Annotated in this window: 16 protein-coding genes and 1 pseudogene; 11 read left to right on the top strand and 6 right to left on the bottom strand. The window is 59.6% G+C overall.

Annotation, left to right across the window (positions count from 1 at the left end):
- Nucleotides 1-37 precede the first annotated feature (37 nt).
- From AAE029_RS02425 to AAE029_RS02415, 3 genes are read left to right on the top strand one after another with little or no spacing between them, the layout of a single operon-like run.
- Entirely contained in the window at nt 38-934 is an 897-nt protein-coding gene (locus tag AAE029_RS02425) for a polysaccharide deacetylase family protein (RefSeq protein ID WP_371071192.1), read from the top strand.
- A gap of 8 nt (nt 935-942) precedes the next feature.
- Nucleotides 943-2,223 carry an amidase gene (locus AAE029_RS02420; protein ID WP_371071191.1) on the top strand — a complete coding sequence of 427 codons (1,281 nt, stop codon included), beginning with the start codon at nt 943-945 and terminating at the stop codon, nt 2,221-2,223.
- Between the two features lie 47 nt (nt 2,224-2,270).
- On the top strand, nt 2,271-3,755 hold the full coding sequence (locus AAE029_RS02415) for an aldehyde dehydrogenase (protein WP_371071190.1): 1,485 nt from the start codon (nt 2,271-2,273) through the stop codon (nt 3,753-3,755).
- A 79-nt stretch (nt 3,756-3,834) separates the two neighbouring features.
- Here AAE029_RS02415 and AAE029_RS02410 read toward each other — a convergent pair whose 3' ends face one another.
- The 4 genes from AAE029_RS02410 to AAE029_RS02395 all read right to left on the bottom strand — a co-directional run bounded on the left by AAE029_RS02410 (nt 3,835) and on the right by AAE029_RS02395 (nt 7,556).
- Complete coding sequence (locus tag AAE029_RS02410) at nt 3,835-4,266, bottom strand: DUF4168 domain-containing protein (protein ID WP_371071189.1); 432 nt, start codon at nt 4,264-4,266, stop codon at nt 3,835-3,837.
- Nucleotides 4,267-4,549: 283 nt separating this feature from the next.
- Nucleotides 4,550-5,368 (bottom strand): carbohydrate ABC transporter permease, encoded by an 819-nt coding sequence (locus AAE029_RS02405; RefSeq protein ID WP_371071188.1) that lies wholly within the window; start codon nt 5,366-5,368, stop codon nt 4,550-4,552.
- Entirely contained in the window at nt 5,365-6,318 is a 954-nt protein-coding gene (locus AAE029_RS02400; protein ID WP_371071187.1) for a carbohydrate ABC transporter permease, read from the bottom strand. Before AAE029_RS02400 ends, AAE029_RS02405 begins: the two co-directional genes overlap by 4 nt.
- Nucleotides 6,315-7,556 (bottom strand): ABC transporter substrate-binding protein, encoded by a 1,242-nt coding sequence (locus AAE029_RS02395; protein ID WP_371071186.1) that lies wholly within the window; start codon nt 7,554-7,556, stop codon nt 6,315-6,317. The genes AAE029_RS02400 and AAE029_RS02395 overlap by 4 nt, the downstream gene beginning before the upstream one ends.
- A gap of 220 nt (nt 7,557-7,776) precedes the next feature.
- Here AAE029_RS02395 and AAE029_RS02390 point away from each other — a divergent pair, with 220 nt between their 5' ends.
- Nucleotides 7,777-9,075, top strand: a complete 1,299-nt coding sequence (locus AAE029_RS02390; protein WP_371071185.1) for a glycoside hydrolase family 28 protein — start codon at nt 7,777-7,779, stop codon at nt 9,073-9,075.
- A 204-nt stretch (nt 9,076-9,279) separates the two neighbouring features.
- A complete protein-coding gene (locus tag AAE029_RS02385; protein ID WP_371071184.1) occupies nt 9,280-10,497 on the top strand; it encodes an SfnB family sulfur acquisition oxidoreductase in 1,218 nt (405 codons plus the stop codon).
- 74 nt (nt 10,498-10,571) lie between these two features.
- On the opposite strand, the gene AAE029_RS02380 is transcribed toward AAE029_RS02385, so the two are convergent.
- A complete protein-coding gene (locus AAE029_RS02380) occupies nt 10,572-11,780 on the bottom strand; it encodes an acyl-CoA dehydrogenase family protein (RefSeq protein WP_371071183.1) in 1,209 nt (402 codons plus the stop codon).
- A 76-nt stretch (nt 11,781-11,856) separates the two neighbouring features.
- Entirely contained in the window at nt 11,857-12,903 is a 1,047-nt protein-coding gene (locus AAE029_RS02375; RefSeq protein ID WP_371071182.1) for a substrate-binding domain-containing protein, read from the bottom strand.
- Nucleotides 12,904-13,137: 234 nt separating this feature from the next.
- On the opposite strand from AAE029_RS02375, the pseudogene AAE029_RS02370 reads away from it, so the two are divergent.
- The 6 genes and pseudogenes from AAE029_RS02370 to AAE029_RS02345 all read left to right on the top strand — a co-directional run bounded on the left by AAE029_RS02370 (nt 13,138) and on the right by AAE029_RS02345 (nt 20,402).
- A pseudogene (locus tag AAE029_RS02370) lies at nt 13,138-14,623 on the top strand (sugar ABC transporter ATP-binding protein).
- The gene (locus tag AAE029_RS02365) at nt 14,620-15,678 is read left to right on the top strand and encodes an ABC transporter permease (protein ID WP_371071181.1); all 1,059 of its coding nucleotides are present in this window, start codon (nt 14,620-14,622) and stop codon (nt 15,676-15,678) included. The pseudogene AAE029_RS02370 and the gene AAE029_RS02365 overlap by 4 nt, the downstream one beginning before the upstream one ends.
- A 115-nt stretch (nt 15,679-15,793) precedes the next feature.
- A complete protein-coding gene (locus AAE029_RS02360; protein WP_371071180.1) occupies nt 15,794-16,804 on the top strand; it encodes a sugar ABC transporter substrate-binding protein in 1,011 nt (336 codons plus the stop codon).
- Nucleotides 16,805-16,856: 52 nt separating this feature from the next.
- The gene (locus AAE029_RS02355) at nt 16,857-18,407 is read left to right on the top strand and encodes a sugar ABC transporter ATP-binding protein (RefSeq protein WP_371071179.1); all 1,551 of its coding nucleotides are present in this window, start codon (nt 16,857-16,859) and stop codon (nt 18,405-18,407) included.
- Entirely contained in the window at nt 18,397-19,416 is a 1,020-nt protein-coding gene (locus AAE029_RS02350; RefSeq protein WP_371071178.1) for an ABC transporter permease, read from the top strand. Before AAE029_RS02355 ends, AAE029_RS02350 begins: the two co-directional genes overlap by 11 nt.
- Nucleotides 19,417-19,418: 2 nt before the next feature.
- Nucleotides 19,419-20,402, top strand: a complete 984-nt coding sequence (locus AAE029_RS02345) for an ABC transporter permease (protein ID WP_371071177.1) — start codon at nt 19,419-19,421, stop codon at nt 20,400-20,402.
- The last annotated feature ends 26 nt before the right edge of the window (nt 20,403-20,428 follow it).

Raw genomic sequence — 20,428 nt, 5'->3', positions numbered from 1 at the left:
CGCCGACTTACCGGCTCGCAAATATAGGAGGAATGACGTGTCGCTTGTCAGTCTCAAAAAGCATGGTCGCTATGATTATGTGCCCCTTCCGGAGCGGCCCCTCTTTACATGGCCGGGTGACAAGCGACTCGCAGTCTGCATATGCAACAATATTGAAGTCTTCAGCTTCCTGAGCGGGTTAGGAAGCGATAGCGCATCGACTACTGCCCCCCAGACGACGAGAAACTACGCATGGCGTGATTATGGCAACCGTGTTGGCCAGTGGTATCTGTTTGACCTCCTTGAGGAGTTCGGCTTTTCGGCCTCTCACAATATCAACTCGCTGCTGTTCGAAGAATGCTCCCAAATCACGGATCGCATAAAGATAAGAGGCGACGAGTTTATCGGGCACGGTCGCACGAATGCGGAGCGTCAGGACGCCCTGGATGAAGCCGGGGAGGCTAGCCTTATCGCAGAGGCCACGGAAGCGATACGGAAGCATACCGGTAAGCAACCCGGTGGCTGGCTCGGTCCCTATCTGGCCCAAAGTCCGGTAACCCTCGATCTGCTCAAAGAGGCCGGCTACAGCTACACGCTTGATTGGGCCGCCGACGATCAGCCGTTCTGGATGCATACCAGATCTGGGCCTTTGCTTTCGGTCCCCTACTCCATCGAGTTGAACGACTCGCCAACGCTGGTCTTTCGTCAGGAAAGTGCGATGGCATTCGAGCGGATGATGATCGACCAGTTCGACGAGATGCTGCTGCAGTCTAGAAAGTGGCCGCTTGTCTATACCTTGGTGCTACATCCGTTCATCATTGGACAGCCGTTCCGTTTGCGTGCCTTGCGCCGCGCATTCGCGCATATCGCCTCCCACCGAAGTGATATCTGGTTGGCGACGCCAGGTCAGGTCGCTTCGCACTTCATGAGCATCGTGCCTCCGCCCGCGAAGTGAGCCTGAGTATGCCAACCGAACTCAACAAGCTGACGGCGTCTGAAATTGCCCGTCGTACGGCGCGTGGGGAGATTTCTGCGCGCGAGGTCATTGAAGCATGCCTCGACCGGATTGCCGAGCGCGAAGATGCAATCAAGGCATGGTCTTTCATAGATCGGGCACAGGCGGTCGAGCTAGCTGAGCAAAGGGACCGGATGCCAACTTCCGATCCGCTGTCCGGAGTCCCGATTGGCGTAAAGGATGTCATCGACACCGCCGACCAACCCACTAGCTACAATTCCCCAATCTATTCATCGCATCGGCCCAAGACAGATGCGGCGAGTGTCGCGCTTCTCAAGCGCGCCGGCGCGCTTGTTCCCGGAAAGACGGTGACTACGGAGTTCGCAAATGTTTATCCGGCAGCGACCCGCAATCCTCACGACGTCCGTTTTTCACCGGGTGGATCATCGAGTGGCTCTGCTGCAGCTGTGGCGGATTTCATGGTTCCGGTGGCTCTTGGTACGCAAACTGCCGGATCAACAATTCGCCCCGCCGCTTACTGCGGTGTGTTCGCGATCAAGCCGACCTTCGGTAGCATCAATAGAGCGGGATTGAAATTTCTGGCGGAGTCCCTCGACACCATCGGTATATTCAGCCGGACGCCGGAGGATTTGGCACTCGTCCTGACCGTCCTTTCGGGTCGAAACTCTGTTCCAATGGCACCCGATCGAAGACCCCGAATCGGCATTGTTCAGGATGAACATTGGAAAACGGCGGCTGACACTACTCAAGCCAACCTCGAATTAGCTTGCGAGAGGCTGGCTCGCGCCGGCGCTGCAATCACGGTCTTCGCAATGCCTGCAGGGTCTGAAGACCTTTCCGATCGGCACAAATCGATTATGGGGTTTGAGTCCGCCAGAGCGCTGGCTTGGGAGATGGATAATTTCCCCGATCTCCTGAGCGATGCACTCAAGGCTCGACTTGAAGATGGCTGGGGTGTTGGCCGTGAGGAATACGACGCTGTTCGTCATCTGGCGAAATCCTGCCGGCGGGCGTTCGCACAGAACATGCAGAATTACGATTTCCTGCTGACCCCGAGTGCGCCCGGCGAGGCCCCTCTTGCGACTGCTGGAACGGGTGACTCTGTCTTCAATCGTTCATGGACATTACTCGGCGTCCCCTGCGTGAACGTGCCTTTTGGACTTGGACCTTTGGGATTGCCGCTAGGCTTGCAGCTCATCGGAAAATTCGACGACGACATGAGTCTAATCGCTTGGGCTGACTGGGTTCACACCGTGCTTCCCGGATAGCGCGGTCTCGCGTCTCTTTCGGAATCAAAAATAGCTATGAGGAAGTTATGGATAGCGCCAACACAATTCAGACTGCCGTCGATTTCTTTCTAAGCCGTTGCGGTACGCTCCTTATCAATGGAAAGCAGACCCCGGCTATATCAGGAAGAGTGTTCGACGTAGTGAATCCAGCCACCGAGGAAGTGATTGCTCGTGTAGCTCACGCCGGTCTGGACGACGTCGACCTCGCCGTCAAAGCCGCGCGCGCTGCATTCGACACCGGTACTTGGTCCCGCATGAGCCCAGCAGAGCGCTCTCGGCTGATCTACCAGTTGGGTGAGGAAATCGAAAAACATGCCGATGAACTCGCCTTGATCGAGACGCTTGACAACGGGAAGCCTTTGACCGCGTCGCGTGGATGGGAGGTCCCCGCGGCCGCCGACAAGCTTCGTTATTATGCAGGTTGGGCAACCAAGCTTACTGGCGAAGCTCCCGTTGTCTCCCTTTCGGGGGATTGGCATTCTTATACAATCAGGGAAGCGGTTGGGGTCGCGGGGCTTATTGTCCCATGGAATTTCCCTCTCACTATGGCGGTGTCGAAGATTGCTCCAGCGCTTGCCGCAGGCTGCACAGTGGTCTTGAAACCTGCGGAACAAACGCCGCTGACCGCGCTGAGGATAGGCGAACTCGCCACCCAAATTGGCTTTCCGCCCGGTGTTATTAATGTCGTTACCGGTTATGGCAATGCAGGTGCCGCAATCGTTGAACATCCAGGTGTCGACAAGATCTCGTTCACCGGCTCTACTGAAGTGGGCAAGAAAATCGTTCATGCCGCCACCAGCAACATGAAACGGGTCACACTCGAGCTTGGCGGTAAGTCGCCTGCGATCGTCTTTCCCGATGCCAATCTGGAGCGTAGCATTGACGGAGTGTTCCGCGCCATTTTCGGAAATGCTGGACAGGTCTGCACCGCAGGCTCACGTCTTTATGTGCACAAAGGCGTCTTCGACAAGGTCTTGGATGGCCTCGTCGATCGGGCGTCCAAGCTGAAGGTTGGCCTCGGAACGGAGCCAACGACGGAGATGGGACCTCTTATTTCTCAGGAGCAGGTTGATCGTGTTCTCGGCTATGTGGAGTCTGGCCGATCAGAGGGAGCCGCCGTCATTGCAGGTGGACGTCGGATCGCTCGATCCGGATACTTTGTAGAACCGACGATTTTGACCAACACTACCGCGGAGATGGCCGTCCGGCGTGAAGAGATCTTCGGCCCAGTTCTATGCGCCACGTCATTTGATGACGACAGCCTCGATGAGATCGCTGCCGAGGCCAATGATACCATCTACGGTCTCATGGCTTTTGTCTGGACGCAAAATCTAAGCATCGCTCATAACATGGCAAAAAAACTCAAGTCCGGTACCGTCCGAATTAACGGCGGTGCACTAGATAATGCTCTTCCTTTTGGAGGATACAAGCAGTCAGGTTGGGGAAGAGAAAACGGCAGGGAAGGTGTCGAGGCGTTCACGGAAACAAAATCAGTGATGATAAACCTGTGAACTGCTCAAATGAGAACGCAGTGCCCGGCCAAACGGCGGGCACTGCTCTTGGAGCTATCCGATCCATGGAGCGCGCAGGTTATTGCTGCGCCGGTGCCGAATTGTCGATCTTATCCCGAAGCTTCTGCGCCAAAGCCGGATCGTTCTGGGCAGCCGTCAGAATTGATGTGTATTCCTCGACGGATATGTCCGGAGAGGTTTTAACGGCCTCAACCATCTGGTTCTTGGCTTCGGTCTCTAGCTTTTGCTTCGCCGTTTCGTCCGGCGTCGCTCCGATCTTGGCCGAATATTCCTGCCTGACCTTGTCGACTTTCAGATAGGCAACGGCAAAAGCCTGGATTTTCTGATCGCTGACGGCCGGAGCCGCACTGTTGCCACCGGTCTGCCCTTGCGTCGGCTGCGCCTCTTGCGCCTGGGCCACTTCCAATGCGGACGCCGGGCTGAAAACCATCAAGCTGAAGACCGCAGCGGTCAACGTTGCAACGGGTGTATAACGAGTGATCATAGTCATTCCTCTGTAACGTGCACGATTTGATCGGCAGCAGGACCGCCTTGGTGATCGCTCAGCGCTGGAAGGCCGAGCAAGGCGGTGACGATGGACCCTTTAAGAGTGCTCCGTGCGGCGGTATCGGGGCGATTTGCTGACCATTGAGCGGCGGCTTTGTGGTCGTCGATATCTCGGCAAGTACGGCTTAATCAGTGAGTTCTGAACCCCGACGCGCGGCCAATCGCACAAAAAGAAAAAGCGCCCGGTAAGAAGTCCGGAGGCTTTTTCGTGCAGGCCAGCTCCGGCTCTACTCCTTCGTGGCGCCCGCCATCAGGCCGCTCATCAGGAGACGCTGTAGCGCCGTGAACATGACGAGCACCGGCAGAACCGAGAGCACCGACATCGACAGCAGCCGCGGCCAATTGATGCCAAAGCGACCGACTGTGTTTGCCAGCGCCACCTGCACCGTCCACTTGTCCTGATCGCTGATGATCAGGAATGGCCACAGATAGTCGTTCCAGCGCCATACGAGATTGAAGGCAAGCAACGTACCGATGGCAGGAATGGACAGCGGCACGATGATCCGCAGCAGAATTCGCCATTCCGGTGTGCCGTCGATGCGTGCCGCCTCGAGCAGGCTGTCCGGAATGTTCGTGATGTATTGGCGCATCAGGAAGACGCCGGTCGGTGTTGCAGCCGGCGCAATGATGATGCCTGCCAACGTATCGAGTAGGTTGAGGTCGCGCAGCACCAGAAAGACCGGGATCATGATGATCTGCAGCGGCACCATCAGCGAGGACATGATGAGCAGGAAGAAAAGCGTATCTCCCTTGAAGCGGAACTTCGCCAGCGCATAACCGGCCATGACGCTGATCGTGACCGAAAGGAGCGCCGATAGCACCGATACAATGGCCGAATTGCGGAAGAACACCAGGAACTTCGCCCGCGATACGGTATCGATGAAGTTCTGCAATGTCGGCTGGGCCGGAAAGATGGTCGGCGGCCATTGGAAGATTTCCTGCTGCGACTTCAGCGAGGACAGGAAAAGCCAGACAGGCGGCATCAAGAAGACGAACAGCGTTATCGCGACAAAGATCAGTCGCCAGGGGGAGTAGATACGCGTCATTTTTCTCCCCTCGACACGCGAAGCTGGAAGATCGTCAGAAGCATCAGGATGACGAAAAGCACCATCGACTGCGCTGCCGCGACACCTGCCTGCATCGGCTTCTGGAAGGCCGTGTCATAGATCGTCTGGATCAGGTAGACCGTGGCCTTGCCGGGGCCGCCGCCGGTCAGCGACACGACGAGCTCGTAGACCTTGAAGGCCTCGATCGACGACAGCACGAGAACAACGGCCAACGTGGGCTTCAAGAGCGGCAGCGTGATGTGCGTGAACTGCCGCCATTTGCTGGTGCCGTCGATCGATGCGGCTTCGTAATAATCGGAGGAAATTGCGGTCAGGCCGGCGATGAAGATCATCATGTTGAAACCGGCTTGCGCCCATACCCAGGCGATGATCATGGCAACCTGCGCCATCGTATCCTGTTCCAGCCACGGAACCGGAGCAATACCGGCGAGCGACAGCAGGTAATTGACCAGACCGTTGTTGAGGCCGAAAAGCCAACGCCAGGAAACACCGATGATCAGCAGGCTGATCATCGAGGGGAAGAATACGATCGTGCGGACGATTGCGAACAGCTTCGTCTGGGGCGACAGCAGAAGCGCAAGCGAAAGCGATACGACGATGTTCAGCGGAACGGCAACAACGACGAAAAGAACCGTTTTGAGCAGTGAAATCTGGAAATCGGCGTCGCTCAGAAGGCCGATGAAGTTCTGAAGCCCGACATATTGCGGCAGGGTGTTCGGCACCTGCGGGACAACCACGACACCGCGATGGAAGAAGGCCATGAACAGGCCCTGCACCAGCGGATAGAGCGTAAAGGTAACGAGCAGCGCCACGGTGGGCAGCATCAGCAGATACGGCCATCCAAGGCTTGCGAGGCTGCTCTTGCGGCCTTTCGGCACCGGGTGGGAACCCAGTGCCGAAGAGCCTTTTTCCATGACGAGCGCGGTCACTTGCCTGCCTCAAGCGAGGCGTCGGCAGCCTTCTTGATCTGCGAAATGGCTTCCGCCGACGAAATCTGACCGGCTACGGCCTGGGTGACGGCCGTCTTGACCGTGCCCCAGACGGCCTGCATCTGAGGCCAGGCCTGATCGGTCGCCGCATAGACAGGGCTGACGTTGAGCTCGTTCTGCATGACCTTGATCGCCTCGGTCGCGGCCGGATTGTCATACTTGACGGCGGGCGCCTTCAGGTTTGCCGGGATCGTACCGAAGGTCTTGGCGTATTGCGCCTGGATTTCCGGCGAGGTGATCCATTTGATGAATTCCACCGCTTCCGGGAGATGCTGGCTGGTGTTGAAGGCGACGATATAGTCGCCGCCATAGATCGACGACGCGACGGTGCCGTGCGGCGTCGGGCCAGCCTGCCAGGTGAATTGCGCATTCTCGGCCAGTCCGGCGATCTGCCAGCTACCCGACATGTAGGCCACGGCCTGGCCGGCCGTGAAGATTTCCTTCGGGTTGTCGGAGCTTGCGCCGGACCAGAGGCCGGGCGGCATGGCTGCCTTCGTAATATCGATGAACTTGTCGAGCGCCGTCGTCCAGGCCGCCTCGTCCATCACGACCTTCACGGGCTCCTTTTCCGTATAGATGTGGTTGCCGTACTGATATTCGTGCACGATCCAGCGGCTGGCCGACACGTCCCAGACCAGCGGATAGCGGGTGCCGGATTTTTCGGCAACTTCCTTGATCTTGGGGATGAACTCGTCCCAGGTCCAGCCGGTCGCTGCGTCCGGGATCGCGACGCCCGCCTTCTTGAAGGCGTCGACATTCAGGAAAATGCCTGTCGAGGTCACGTGAAGCGGCGCAGCAATGACTTTCTCGCCGAGCTTGGCACCATCGCCCCATCCCTTGACGAAATCATTGATCCATTCGGGCCCGATTTCCTTGCTGAAATCAACGAGGAACGGACGAATGACCGGCTCCATCGATGAGGTCAGAGACAGATCTGGCATGATGCCGGATGCTGCATATTGTTGGAATTTCTGGATCATGCCGTCATAGGGCGTGATTTCGAGGTCAAAGGTCGTGTCGGGATGCAGCTTTGTGTACTGGTCGAGCAGGGCTCTGGTATTTGCTTCCTGCTGGTCATTGTCGACATACCATACGATCTTCAGCTCGGAAGCGGCCGCAGCCGAAATCGTCATCGCCACGGCAGTGGCGGCCATCATCAATGTCTTGAGCGGTTTCATAGGTTCCCCTTCTCAGCTCATCATTTTTCAGGATTTCAACGATGTTGCAGCCTGCCCTCCAGCTCCTCGCAGGCGCTTGTTTGTTCGTAACCATGACGAATTAAATACGAGTTTTTGATCGTGTCAATATAGCCGCTGGCGGACTGGCTCAATTAGTTCGTCGTGTTGACGAATAAATCGGGCCGGCATAATTTGCCCGCTCTCATGGGAAGGATACAGAATGGAAATTTCCGTCGAAACTGATGTCGCTGATCTTCAGGGCGTGATCGACCAGCTGATCGCCGCTGGAGGAGGAAGGCTGCTACTGGAGCCTGGATGGCATGTCGCGGGTCCGCTCAGGCTCGGCAGCGGCGTAACACTGGTCATTCAGGAAGGCGCGACGCTCGAGTTCACCCCCAACTACGAATATTACGCCTCCAATTCCGTGAGCGTGATAGCGGAGGCTTCCGACCGGGCCTATATCACGGCGCAAAACGCGCGCGATATCGCCATCGTCGGCAAGGGCAGGATTCTCGGCGCCGGCCACGCTTTCAGGACCGGGTTCGACGAGAGCGTCGGGACTTTCACCCCGAGCGAAAAGCGTCCTCGCATCCTTGTTCTGGAGGATTGCCGCAACGTCAGGCTTGAAGGCGTTTTCATCGAAGACTCTCCGATGTGGACGGTTCATCTGGTCCGGTGCGAAACCGTCGCCATCAGCGACGTGGAGATATCCAACAATCGGCAACTGCCGAACACCGATGGAGTGGTCATCGACAGCTGCAGGCATGTTACGATCAGGGATGTCATCATCAGAACGGCAGACGATGGCATCTGCCTGAAGACGAGCCGGAGCGACAGAGGCATCTCCATCTGCGAGAACGTCGAAATTTCCGGCTGTGTCGTCGAGAGCAAGAGTTGCGCGCTGAAGATCGGTACAGAAAGCTTCGGCGACGTTCGCAACGTTCGTTTTTCACGCTCGAAGGTTGAAGCGTCCAACCGGGGGCTCGGAATTTTCTCCCGGGACGGCGGCATCATCGAAGACATCGTCTTTTCGGATATCGAGCTCGATTGCCATGAAACGCCGGACGGATTCTGGGGATCCGGCGAACCTCTGACGATAACCCAGCTCGACCGCCGCCCGGAATTGCCGGCTGGAGTGGTCCGCAATGTCACCGCCGAAAACATCAAGGGGCGTTGCCACGGCGCAATTAATTTGTTCGCAGAAAAAGCCGGCGGTATCGACGGTATCATCCTGCACAACATTGACCTGACAATGGACGAAGGCCCGCTTGGAACGGCAAGGCAATATGATCTTCGTCCCACCAATGCCGATCTGGCGCCTCCGGAAGGTGCCGAGGGACGAGGCAACGCCTGGCTGCGCGGTGCCGACGGCAAGATCCTCGGTCTTGTCGACTATCCGGGGGGGCTGCCAGGTGTCTTTACACACAATGTGACGCATCTTGTCATGGAAGAGGTTGCAATCGAGCGCCCGACGCCGCTGCCCGCTGGCTGGAACAGTTTGGACATAGTTTCCGAGTGACGTTTTCGACATCTGATCCAGCGCTCGGCCGCGGCTGGGCGCTCGGTGCACCGACGCAGCGAGTGCCGGTATTGCCGGTATTGTCCAGAAAATCTATGGACAAAGAAATTGCCGTCCGTAGCTCTGTCCAAAAAGAAAAATTCGTTCCTCGAACCATGCCCGCGAATGCTGCATCGTGACGCGGAATGAAACGGAGAGAAATCTATGAATGCGCCATTGACGCACCGCGCGCCGGCCCGCCCGGTGGCGAACCTGCTTGAAAATGAGCAGCAGGCAATCGCCGTGGCGCGGGAACTCGCGAGACGGTTTGCAACGACCGCTTCGCGGCGGGACAGCGAGAGACTCCTCCCATTCGAAGAACTCGATGCTTTGTCGCAATCCGGGTTGCTGGGAATAACTGTTCCAGAGCAATATGGCGGACTGGATGTCTCCAATTCGGTGCTGGCGGAAGTAACCGCGATCCTTTCGGAAGCCGACGGCTCGATCGGCCAGATTCCGCAAAACCACTTCTATATTCTCGAAGCCTTGCGGGCGGACGGAAGCGAAGAGCAGAAGCGCTACTTCTTCTCCCGCGCGCTCGCTGGCGACCGTTTTGGCAATGCCCTTTCCGAGCGTGGCAGCAAGACCGTCGGCCACTACAATACGCGCATCACGCCCGATGGACCGGGCTATCGCATCAACGGGACGAAGTACTATTCCACCGGCGTGCTCTTCGCCGATTGGGTCACGGTCTTTGCACTCGACGAGGAGGATCGACTGGTCATGGCTTTCGTGCCGAAGGGCACGGAAGGCGTCGAGAGCGTCGACGACTGGGACGGTTTCGGCCAGCGCACGACGGGCAGCGGCACGACGGTGTTGAACAATGTCTATGTCAGGGCCGATTGCGTCGTTTTCCATCACAAGGGCTTCGAGCGGCCGACGACGATCGGCTCGGTCGGCCAGATTATCCATGCTGGCATCGACCTCGGCATTGCCCGCGCCGCCTTCGCCGAAACGTTGGATTTTGTTCGCACGAAATCGCGGCCCTGGATGGATAGCGGCGTCGAGCGCGCTTCAGACGATCCTCTGACGATCGCCAAGGTTGGGCAGATCGCCATCCGGCTGGAGGCAGCCACGGTGCTGATCGAAAGCGCCGGCCGCAAAGTCGATGCCGCGCAAATCGATACGACAGAGGAGAAGGTGGTGGAGGCAACGCTGGCCGTGGCGGCCGCCAAGGTGTTGACGACCGAGATCGCCATAGAAGCCTCTGACACGCTCTTCGAGCTCGCCGGAACCTCTTCTGTAAAGCTCGACCTCAACCTCGATCGGCACTGGCGTAATGCGCGCACCCACACGCTGCACGATCCGGTGCGCTGGAAATACCATGTCGTCGGCAACTATCACCTGAACGGCGTCATACCACCAAAAAACGGCGCGCTCTGATCCTCCCAGCGCCAAATGAAAACCCCATTTCCCTACCTCGGAAAAGGGTTTTCACCACGGATATGCGCCAAGCCTTAGCTATAGAGGCTGACTTCCGGGATCCTGTCGTTCAGTACGAACTCACCGACCTCCTTGGCCTTGTAGAAGACCGGATCGTGCAGTGTGTGGGTACGCACGTTCCGCCAGAAACGGTCGAAACGATACTTGTCTGCGGTCGAGCGGGCGCCCGTCAGTTCGAAGACGCGCGAAGTGATGTCGAGCGAGACGTTCGTTGCATGCACCTTGGCAGCATAGGCTTCCGCCGCCGCCTCGCCACGCTCGCGAGCCGTCACACTATGGCCTTTCGCAAGAGCAGCCTGGACGGCGGCAGCCGCGCTATCGGCCAGTGCAGCTGAGGCCTTGAGTGCCGCAGTGAACTCACCAACGCGCTCCAGGATATAGGGATCGTCCGCTGCACGCTGGACGCCCGAAGTGACCCAGGGCCGCGTCGTCGTGCGCACATAGTCGACGGCTGCCTGCAGCGCGCCTTCGGCCGTGCCGAGATAGAAATTGACGAAGACAAGCTGGATCAAGGGCGTGTTGAAGGTCGAAAGAACCGGTGGCGCAGCATCGGGCGCTGCTGGCGCGTCGACGAAATCCTCCGCATAGACGGGGAAATCGTGGAACTCGACGCTGCCACTGTCGGAAAGGCGTTGACCAAAATTGTCCCAGTCGTCATTGGCTCTATAGCCCGGCCGATTGGTCGGAACGGCAAAGCCGACGATCTTGTCGTCGAGGGCCGCATTGGCATTGATGTAGTCGGACACATGAGCGGCGGTGGAGAAGGATTTGCGGCCGTTCAGCACATAGCCGCTGCCGCGCCGGGTCAGCACCAGGCCGGGATCACGTGGATTGACGGCCGCGCCCCAGTAGAGGTTTTTCGCGACCGTCTCTGCCCCGAGCGCATGCGCACTGGCCTCATCGAGCGCCCAGTAGATGTACTGGCTGTTGACGAAGTGATAGCCAAGGAGCTGGCCAATAGAGCTCTCGCCGCGGGCAAGGATGCGCACGAGCTTCAACCCGTCCACCCAGTCGAGACCGCCGCCGCCGATCTGTCGCGCGTGCAGCGCGTTCAGCAGCCCCGCATTCTTCAGCTTGACGATTTCCGCAAGCGGCGGGCGGCCCTCACGGTCGAGCTCGGCGGCACGCCAGGAAAGATCGGCCGAAATTTCCTTGGCGCGGACAAAGAGGTTCTCTCGCGTCGTGTTGCTGTTGGTTGCAAAGATGACATTGGACTGGCTCATGGGGGTCAGGCTCCGTTCCTTGAAAAATGGTCCGGCGGGGGCCGCACACCCCCGCTGGAAGATCGAGACAGGCAGCTTAGAAGAGCTTGTTCGGAATCCAGCTCGCGGTCGCCGCCTCACTTGTGCTGAAGGCCGGGATCTTCTGCGCCAGTTCCTCGATCGTCTTGACACCGGCGGCGCGCAGGCTTTCCTGCGTCAGCAGCGTCGGCTTCACCGTGATCTGGTGGGGAACCTCCTGACCGGCGATCTGAAGTGCTGCGGCACGGACGGAAACCGCACCCATCACGGCCGGATTGGTCGCAACCGTCGCAACCCACGGGCTGCCCTCTTCGGTGATCTCCTGAATGTCGGCGGTAGAGACGTCAGCCGAATAGATCTTCAGCTTGCTGGCGATACCGAGGTCGTTGGCGGCAAGCTTCACGCCACGGGCAAACTCGTCATAGGGGGCAAAGACGACGGATATGTCTGGGTTGGCGGTCAATGCGGCCTTTGCCTGGTCGGCGGTCGAGGTTGCCGTCGTGTCGCTGACATTACCGAAGCGAGCCTTTTCGGCCACACCCGTATTTTCCGACTTAAACTTCTCCCAGACCTCGTTGCGGCGGTCGAGCGGGGCGAAGCCTGCGACATAGACATAGCCGGCATTGAAGCTCTTGCCGTTGTCCGTCACAACCTGGTCGAGCGCGAGCTTAGCGAGCTCATGGTCGCTCTGCTCCACCTGCGGGATCTTCGGGTTGTTGAGATTGACGTCGAAGGCGACGACCTTGATGCCCTTGTCGAGCGCCTGCTGCACGACGTCGCCAAGCGATTCCGGCAGGCCATGGTCGACGACGATGCCGGAAACGCCGAGGTTGATCGCCTGCAGGATCTGCTCGCGCTGTTCGGCGGCGTCCTGTCTTCCGGGGAAGATGCGCAGGTCGATATCGAGCGCCTTCGCCTGCGCTGCCGCCCCTACCTGATAGGCCTGGAAGAAGTCACCGGCGGAGATATAGCTGATCAGCGCAAGCTTGACACCGCCCTTGTCAAAAGGGGCAGGCGCGCCGGCAATGCCGTCGGCAAAAGACGACTGGGCAAAAAAGAGCGGAATGGCCGCAGTAGATAGCGCCAGCCATGCGAGGGATTTCATTGTCGCGATCCTTCTGGTCAATCGGAAGCGTCGTCTCACAGGTCGGCAGCACCTCGCGACGCATGAAATTATTAAATATAAACTCTATGTTTTTAGTAGATTAAATGATCCGATTTTACCGGCTTCAGGAGATTCTTTGTTCCCTTCACAGCTCACTGGCGGCATGGGCTGCCTGGAAGTTTAGCGGCTGCGTGGGCAATATTCGGACCTGAAAGCAGATCCGGACCTTGTTTGATGTCGCTTCTTCATGTTGAAAACATCACCCGCAGCTTCGGGTCGACGCGCGCTCTCGCTGGCGCTGATTTCTCGATCGAGCGGGGGGAAATCGTCGCGTTGATGGGCGCCAATGGTGCCGGCAAATCGACATTGGTGAAGCTCCTCTCGGGCGTGCTTGCCGCTGATGGCGGCGCAATGCGCCTAAACGGCCGGCCTTACGCGCCGGCAAGCCCTTCGGAAGCGGCAAGGGCCGGTGTCGTCACCGTACACCAATCGACCAATCTCGTCGGTGCCGCCGGCCTCACAGTGGCTGATACCCTTCTCCTCCATCGTTTCGCCGGGCGCGGCACACCATTTTTCGTTTCCCGGGCGAGCATCCGCCGCGAGGCGAAAGCGATACTCGACGCGGCCGGTTTTTCCTTGCCGCTCGATAACGACTTCGGCGATCTCACCGCCGCCGACCGTCAGCTTCTGGCAATTGCGCGCGCCCTTGCAAACAGAGCCGATCTCCTGATCCTCGACGAGCCGACCGCCAGCCTCTCCGGCGAGGAAAGCCGCCGCCTCTTCGACATTCTGATCCGCCTGCGTGCGCGGGGATTGGCAGTTCTCTACATTTCCCATCGCACCGCCGATCTCGAAGCTGTCGCCGATCGTGCGCTCGTCATGCGTGGTGGCCGCGTCGTCGGCAGTTTTGCCCGACCGATCGATTTTTCGGGCGCAATCGAAACGATGATCGGCCGCCGGTTGGACGCCGCCCGCCCGGATGCCCGATCCGCGACCGGACCCATCGTCTTCGAATTGCGCGATGCCCGATTGCTGCCGGGAAAGCGAACCCTTTGATCTCTTTCTGCACGAAGGCGAGGTCGTGGCCGTCACCGGCGCACTCGGGGCCGGAAAGAGCCGGCTGCTTTCGACGATCTTTGGGATCGCGCGATTGGCCTGCGGCCAGATGTTCCTCGACGGCCGGTCGTATCGGCCAAGATCGCCAGCGGATGCGATTGCCGCCGGCGTCGCCATGGCTGCGGAGGATCGGCATCGGTCCTCTTTGATGCCGCCCGGCTGGCCGGGCAATTCGCTGGCTGCGACCATCGGCTTGCCGCATCTTTCCAAATGGTATCCGCACGGCTTCCTCCTCGGCGGCCGTGAACGGCACGAAGCGGAGCAGGCGATCTCCCGCCTCCACATCAAGGCGGCAGGTCCCCTCGCCTCAGTCTGGACACTCTCCGGCGGCAACCAGCAAAAGGCGGTGATCGCCCGTTGGGAAGCGGAGCCGAGCCGCCTGCTGCTGCTCGACGAACCCTTCCAGGGCGTGGATGTCGGCGCTCGCCATGACATCATCCAGGCGATCTGTGCGCGCACCGACCGGGCGACATTGATTGCCACCTCTGATCCGGAGGAGGCCTACGAGGTCGCGGACCGGATCCTCACCATCGACCATCACACGCTGCGGCCCGTCACGAGCGACGCGGCCTCTTCTTCAGCCGTTCAGGGAATGTCCGCATGACGACGATCGACGACGAGGCTCTTCACAAGGCTACTGCAGCGCCAGAAGCCAATGGCGATGACAATCGCCTCCCGACTTTCGGCACGTTCCTGCGCGCCGGTGCCGTGTTCATCCTGCTCGGTGTGATGGTAATCGGCTTCACCTTGGCAGAGCCAGCCTTCATCAAGATCGGCAATCTGATGAGCATCCTGCAGGCAGTGTCGGTTGTTGCCATTCTGGGGGCGGGGATAACGGTCACCCTTGCCGTTGGCGGTTTCGATCTCTCGATCGGCGCGGTTGCGGCCTCCAGCGTCATGGCGGCAAGTTATGCCATGATCGTCTGGCGTCTCGATGCCTTCGCCGCCGTGGCGCTGGTCCTGGTCTTCGGCGCCGTGGTCGGTCTTGTTAACGCCTTTCTCATCGTGCGCCTGCGCGTGCCGGATCTCCTGGCCACGCTTGCCATGATGTTCCTGCTGTCGGGCCTGCAGCTCATTCCGACGGCCGGACGCTCGATCTCCGCCGGCCTCATTCTGCCTGACGGCTCCAAGGCATCTGGCGCCTATGATCCCGCTTTCCTGTTGATCGGCCGTTACAATATTTTCGGCATCCTACCGGTCGCCGTCGTGCTGATGACGGTCGTTGCGATCGTCCTCTTCATTCTCACCGAGCGCACCCGCATCGGTCGGCTGCTTTTCGCAACCGGGGGCAACGAGGTCGCCACACGACTTGCCGGCGCATCCACGACACGGTTGAAGACATTCGCCTACGTGATCTCGGGCACGTTGGCCTCTCTCGGCGGTATCGTCATAGCCGCGCGCGTCGGTCGCGGCGATGTTTCCTCCGGCGGCTCGTTGTTGATGGCTTCGGTTGCAGCCGCACTGATCGGTTTTGCCGTCCTCAACCTTCGCCGCCCGAACGTGCTCGGCACAATCGTCGGCGCGGTTTTCGTCGGCATGCTGCTCAATGGGCTCACCATGCTGAATGCCCCCTACTACACCCAGGATTTCGTTAAGGGTGCAGTGCTTGTCGGCGCGCTGGCACTGACCTACGGGCTCGGACGAAACAGCGACCGCTGATCATTGCCCGGCGCTTGGAGAACTTTTCTCGCAGGCCGCTGCTTTTGGAATAGCGTTCCTCTTTCTTCTTCTAAATATATATAATTTATGGATTATAGAAACGAGAGGGCATCCCATGCATGAAGAACAGAAATCCGGTCTCGGGCGCCGGGAAATCTTGAAGCTCGCTGCCGTCGCCGGAGCGACCTTTGCAGGCGCGGGCGTCTTTGCCGGACAGTCTGCTGCGGCTGAAGGCGATGATCTGTCATTGAAAGGCAAGCGCATCGCCATCAGCGCGACGGGCACCGACCACTATTTCGATCTCCAGGCTTACAATGCCCAGATCGAAGAAGTGAAACGCCTCGGGGGCGAACCGATCGCGGTCGATGCCGGCAGAAACGACGGCAAACTGGTCGCGCAACTTCAGACACTGATAGCGCAGAAGCCGGATGCCATTGTCCAGATCCTCGGCACGCTCAGCGTCATCGATCCATGGCTGAAGAAGGCCCGAGACGCCGGCATTCCGGTCCTGACCGTCGACGTCGGCTCGACGAATTCCATCAACAATACCACCTCCGACAATTGGGGTATCGGCAAGGATCTCGCGCTGCAGCTCGTTTCCGACATCGGCGGCGAAGGCAATGTCGTGGTCTTCAACGGTTTCTACGGCGTCACGCCCTGCGCGATCCGTTACGACCAGCTCGTCAATGTCATCAAATATTTTCCGAAGGTGAAGATCATCCAGCCGGAGCTGCGCGACGTCATTCCCAACACGGTGCAGGACGCCTTCACGCAGATCACGGCGATCCTTAATAAATATCCGGAGAAAGGGTCGATCAAGGCGATCTGGTCGGCCTGGGATATTCCCCAGCTTGGCGCCACCCAGGCTCTTGTGGCAGCCGGTCGCACCGAAATCCGCACCTATGGCGTCGACGGAAGCCCGGAAGTCCTGCAGCTCGTCGCTGATCCGAATTCGCCTGCCGGCGCCGACGCGGCCCAGCAGCCGGCCGAGATCGGGCGCACCGCGATCCGCAACGTCGCCAGGCTGCTCGCCGGCCAGGCCCTGCCGCGCGAAACCTATGTGCCTGCACTTCTCGCCAACAAGGCCAATGTTGCAGAAGTGACCAAGAAGCTTGGCATCGGATGAACCCTCGACCGGCGATGCGGTCAACGCCGCATCGCCCATCTGGATCCAGAAAATGACCGCAACTTCGCCCGTGCAGACAGACAATCGCGATGACGACACCATTCGCTTCGACCGTATCGTGAAACGCTTCGGCGGAGCACAGGCCCTTGCCGGAGCCTCGCTTGCCATCAGACGCGGCACGGTTCACGGCCTCGTCGGCCAGAACGGTGCCGGCAAATCGACGCTCATCAAGCTGCTTGCCGGATTGTACAAACCGGACGCAGGAACGATCGAGATCGAGGGCCGAGCCTTCGGCCATCTGACGCCGCATCTCATCGAGACGCTGGGCATTCATTTCATCCATCAGGACCGGCTGCTGGTGCCGACATTCACGGTCGGCGAGGCACTGTTTCTCGGCCGCGAACCGCGGCTCGCCGGTACGCCGTTTCTCGACCGCCGGCGCATGAAGCGCCGCGCACACGAAATTCTCGCTGACTACTTCGAAGTAGATCTGCCGAGCAACGCCCTGATCAGCGACCTCTCCACCGCGGAGCGCCAGATCGTCCAAATCACGCGCGCGCTGCTCAATCGGCCGAAAGTGCTGGTCTTCGACGAGCCGACGGCAGCGCTGGTTCGGCGTGAGGCCGAAATTCTGTTCCGTCTGATCCGGCGCCTGCGCGACGAGGGCGTCACCATTCTCTACATCTCGCACTACCTGAACGAGATCGAAGAGTTATGCGATCACGTGACGGTCTTGCGCAACGGTCTCGATGTGGCATCGCTGCCGATCGAAAAAACCTCGGCTGGTGCGATCGCAAGGCTGATGGTGGAGCGCGAGATCGCCGACATGTTCCCGAAGCGCCAGGTGCAGCGTGGCGGCGAGATCCTGAAGGTCTCGGACCTGACCTCGCCAAACCGCTTCACGAACATCAGTTTTACGCTCCACCGCGGCGAGGTGCTCGGCATCACCGGCCTGCTGGGGTCCGGCGCCAAGGATCTGATCCGCACCCTTTTCGGCTTGGAACAGGCGGCATCCGGCAACGTCGAGATGGACGGGAAGTCTGCAAAACCGCGCAAGCCGGTGGAGGCCGTCGACCGGCAGATTGCTTTGGTGCCCGAGGACCGGCGCGGTCACGGCGTCGGCCTCGATCTCAGTCTGACCGAAAACATCACGCTTTCGAGCCTTTCACGCTATACGCGCTTGGGCTTTCTGAAGCGGAAGCGCGAACGCGCCGATACCGATGAGCTTATCAGGCGCCTGCAGATCAAGGCGGCCGGCCGCGATGCGCTAGTCCGCACATTGTCCGGTGGCAATCAGCAAAAGGTTGCGATCGCCAAATGGCTGAGCCGCCACTCGGAAATCTATCTCCTCGACGAGCCTACCGTCGGCGTCGACATCGGGTCGAAGGTGGAAATCTACACGCTTATCGGTGAGCTCGCCGCCAGGGGCGCCGGCGTCATCGTGCTTTCGTCGGATCTGCCGGAGCTTGTCGGCATCACCAATCGCATTCTCGTTTTCTTTCGCGGGCACCTGATCCGCGAACTCGTCTCTTCTCAAACCACGACGGATGAAGTGCTGGCGGCATCGACCGGTGCTTCGGAGGGATTGCGCCATGTCGGCTGACGTCCAGTTCGCTCCCCTCGCGGGCCCCTGTACGGGTCGCGCGAGGCGGCCCACGGGCAATATAGCAGCCGCGGCTCTGCGCTTCGGCTCGCTGCTGGCCTTTGCCGTGATCCTAGCCGCATTTTCGCTCACCGCACCCTACTTCCTCACCATCGCAAACATTGGCATTGTTCTCGGCCAGTCGGCCATTTCGGGAGTCCTTGCGATCGGATTGACTATCGTATTGATCGCCGGTGGCGCTAACGTCATCACCGGCGGCATCGATCTTTCGCTTGCGGCCAATATGGGTCTCAGCGCCGCTGTCTATGCCACACTGACGCAACTTGGCTATGGGGATCTGACGGCATCCGCAGGCGCACTCCTCACAGGACTTGCAATCGGCGCCGTCAATGCCGCCGCCGTCGTTCTGGCGGGCATCGTCCCGCTTCTTGCGACACTCGCCGTCATGAATGTCGTTGCCGGCCTGGAACTCCTCCTGACGCAGAATACCGTCGTCCCCGCCTCGACGGATTTTTTGGCGACACTATCGGCCGCCGATGGCTTCGGCATTCCGGTTCTCGCCTATGTTCTTATCGGCTTCACAGCGATCGCGGCTGCAGTCGTGCAATATACGCCGCTCGGTCTCCGCCTCTACGCCATTGGTGAGTTTCCCGATGCCGCACGCGCCGCCGGCCTGCCGCTCAGGCGGCTGCTTGCGGGCGCCTTCATCGGGAGTGGCCTTTGCGGCGGCATCGCCGGCATTCTCTCCGTTTCCTACCTGAGCGGCAGCACGACCGGATCTGGTGAGATGCTCCTTCCGGTCGTGGTCACAGCCTTGCTCGGCTCCGTCTTCTCGCGCCGTCTCGTGCCGACAGTCACCGGAACGCTCCTCTCGGCCCTTCTCGTCGGCTTCCTCGTCAACGGTTTCCAGCTTCTGAACATCTCGAGCACGCTGGTCAGCGGCGTTCAGGGGCTGCTCATTCTGATCGTGGTGTCGGCGACGACATTGTTGCGCAAACGGGAGATCTGACCATGCCCGCTTCACCCGCCACTCTGACCGAACGATCGCTCGTAGGTCTTGCCCGATATGGCCTCGTCCTGGCACTGGTCGTGATCTTCGCGATCTTTTCGGCGGTCGCACCCACCTTTCTGACATCAGCCAATCTGCAGAGCATCCTGGTCAACAATTTCACACTGCTCGCGATCGTTTCGATCGCCATGACCTTTGCCGTATCCGTCGGTGGTATTGACCTTTCGGTCGGAACGGCCGTGGATTTTGCGAGCTTCGCCTTCGTCTCGCTCGTGCTCGCCGGAGAGCCGGTGGCGCTCGGTCTGTTGGCAGGTCTTGCCGCCGGTGCTGCTGTTGGGGCTTTCAACGCCGTCCTGATCTCTGGCATTGGTGTGTCGCCGTTTCTTGCAACACTCGGCACGCTATTCATCGGCCGCAGCGTGCAACAACTGCTGACGAATGGCGGCAATCCCGTTTATCTGCCGCCGTCCGGCGTGCCCGACGCCTTCCGTTTCCTCGGCCACGGCAACATCGCCGGCTTTCCCGTGCCGCTCGCGATTGCAATCGCCATCATCGCGGCGGCGGCTCTTCTCTTTGCCCGCGCACGCTTCGGCCGCGTCGTTCTTTCGATCGGCATCCAGCCAAGCGTCGTGCGCTATTCCGGCATCGGGCTCGCAAGCCATGTTGTGGTAACCTTCATTCTTGCCGGATTGATTTCGGCCGCTGCAGGCCTCATCCTGACGGCGACCGTCACTGTCTACATCCCCTCCTCCGGCAACGCCTTTCTCCTCAACGCCATCGGCGCAACCTTCATCGGCACGACGCTCTCACCGCTGGGGCGCCCGAATGTCGCCGGAACGGTGCTTGGCGTTCTGCTTCTCAGCATCGTCGCCAATGGCCTGCTGCTGACGGGCCTGAATTTCTATTGGCAACAGGTCGGCACGGGCACTCTCATCTTCGCCGTCCTGGCGTTCAGCTTCATCAACAGAAAGACCGCCGGCGCCTGACCGGCGCCCATCATATGCAGGAATAA

The organism is Sinorhizobium sp. CB7, assembly GCF_041357635.1.
Classification (GTDB): domain Bacteria; phylum Pseudomonadota; class Alphaproteobacteria; order Rhizobiales; family Rhizobiaceae; genus Rhizobium.
This window is presented reverse-complemented; position numbering and strand designations above follow the sequence as displayed.

Excerpts from the sequence above, each read along its gene's own strand:
- AAE029_RS02420 (WP_371071191.1), top strand. The coding sequence starts at position 943 with ATGCCAACCGAACTCAACAAGCTGACGGCGTCTGAAATTGCCCGTCGT.
- AAE029_RS02415 (WP_371071190.1), top strand. The coding sequence starts at position 2,271 with ATGGATAGCGCCAACACAATTCAGACTGCCGTCGATTTCTTTCTAAGC.
- AAE029_RS02410 (WP_371071189.1), bottom strand. The coding sequence starts at position 4,266 with ATGACTATGATCACTCGTTATACACCCGTTGCAACGTTGACCGCTGCG.
- AAE029_RS02405 (WP_371071188.1), bottom strand. The coding sequence starts at position 5,368 with ATGACGCGTATCTACTCCCCCTGGCGACTGATCTTTGTCGCGATAACG.
- AAE029_RS02395 (WP_371071186.1), bottom strand. The coding sequence starts at position 7,556 with ATGAAACCGCTCAAGACATTGATGATGGCCGCCACTGCCGTGGCGATG.
- AAE029_RS02390 (WP_371071185.1), top strand. The coding sequence starts at position 7,777 with ATGGAAATTTCCGTCGAAACTGATGTCGCTGATCTTCAGGGCGTGATC.
- AAE029_RS02385 (WP_371071184.1), top strand. The coding sequence starts at position 9,280 with ATGAATGCGCCATTGACGCACCGCGCGCCGGCCCGCCCGGTGGCGAAC.
- AAE029_RS02380 (WP_371071183.1), bottom strand. The coding sequence starts at position 11,780 with ATGAGCCAGTCCAATGTCATCTTTGCAACCAACAGCAACACGACGCGA.
- AAE029_RS02375 (WP_371071182.1), bottom strand. The coding sequence starts at position 12,903 with ATGAAATCCCTCGCATGGCTGGCGCTATCTACTGCGGCCATTCCGCTC.
- AAE029_RS02365 (WP_371071181.1), top strand. The coding sequence starts at position 14,620 with ATGACGACGATCGACGACGAGGCTCTTCACAAGGCTACTGCAGCGCCA.
- AAE029_RS02360 (WP_371071180.1), top strand. The coding sequence starts at position 15,794 with ATGCATGAAGAACAGAAATCCGGTCTCGGGCGCCGGGAAATCTTGAAG.
- AAE029_RS02355 (WP_371071179.1), top strand. The coding sequence starts at position 16,857 with ATGACCGCAACTTCGCCCGTGCAGACAGACAATCGCGATGACGACACC.
- AAE029_RS02350 (WP_371071178.1), top strand. The coding sequence starts at position 18,397 with ATGTCGGCTGACGTCCAGTTCGCTCCCCTCGCGGGCCCCTGTACGGGT.
- AAE029_RS02345 (WP_371071177.1), top strand. The coding sequence starts at position 19,419 with ATGCCCGCTTCACCCGCCACTCTGACCGAACGATCGCTCGTAGGTCTT.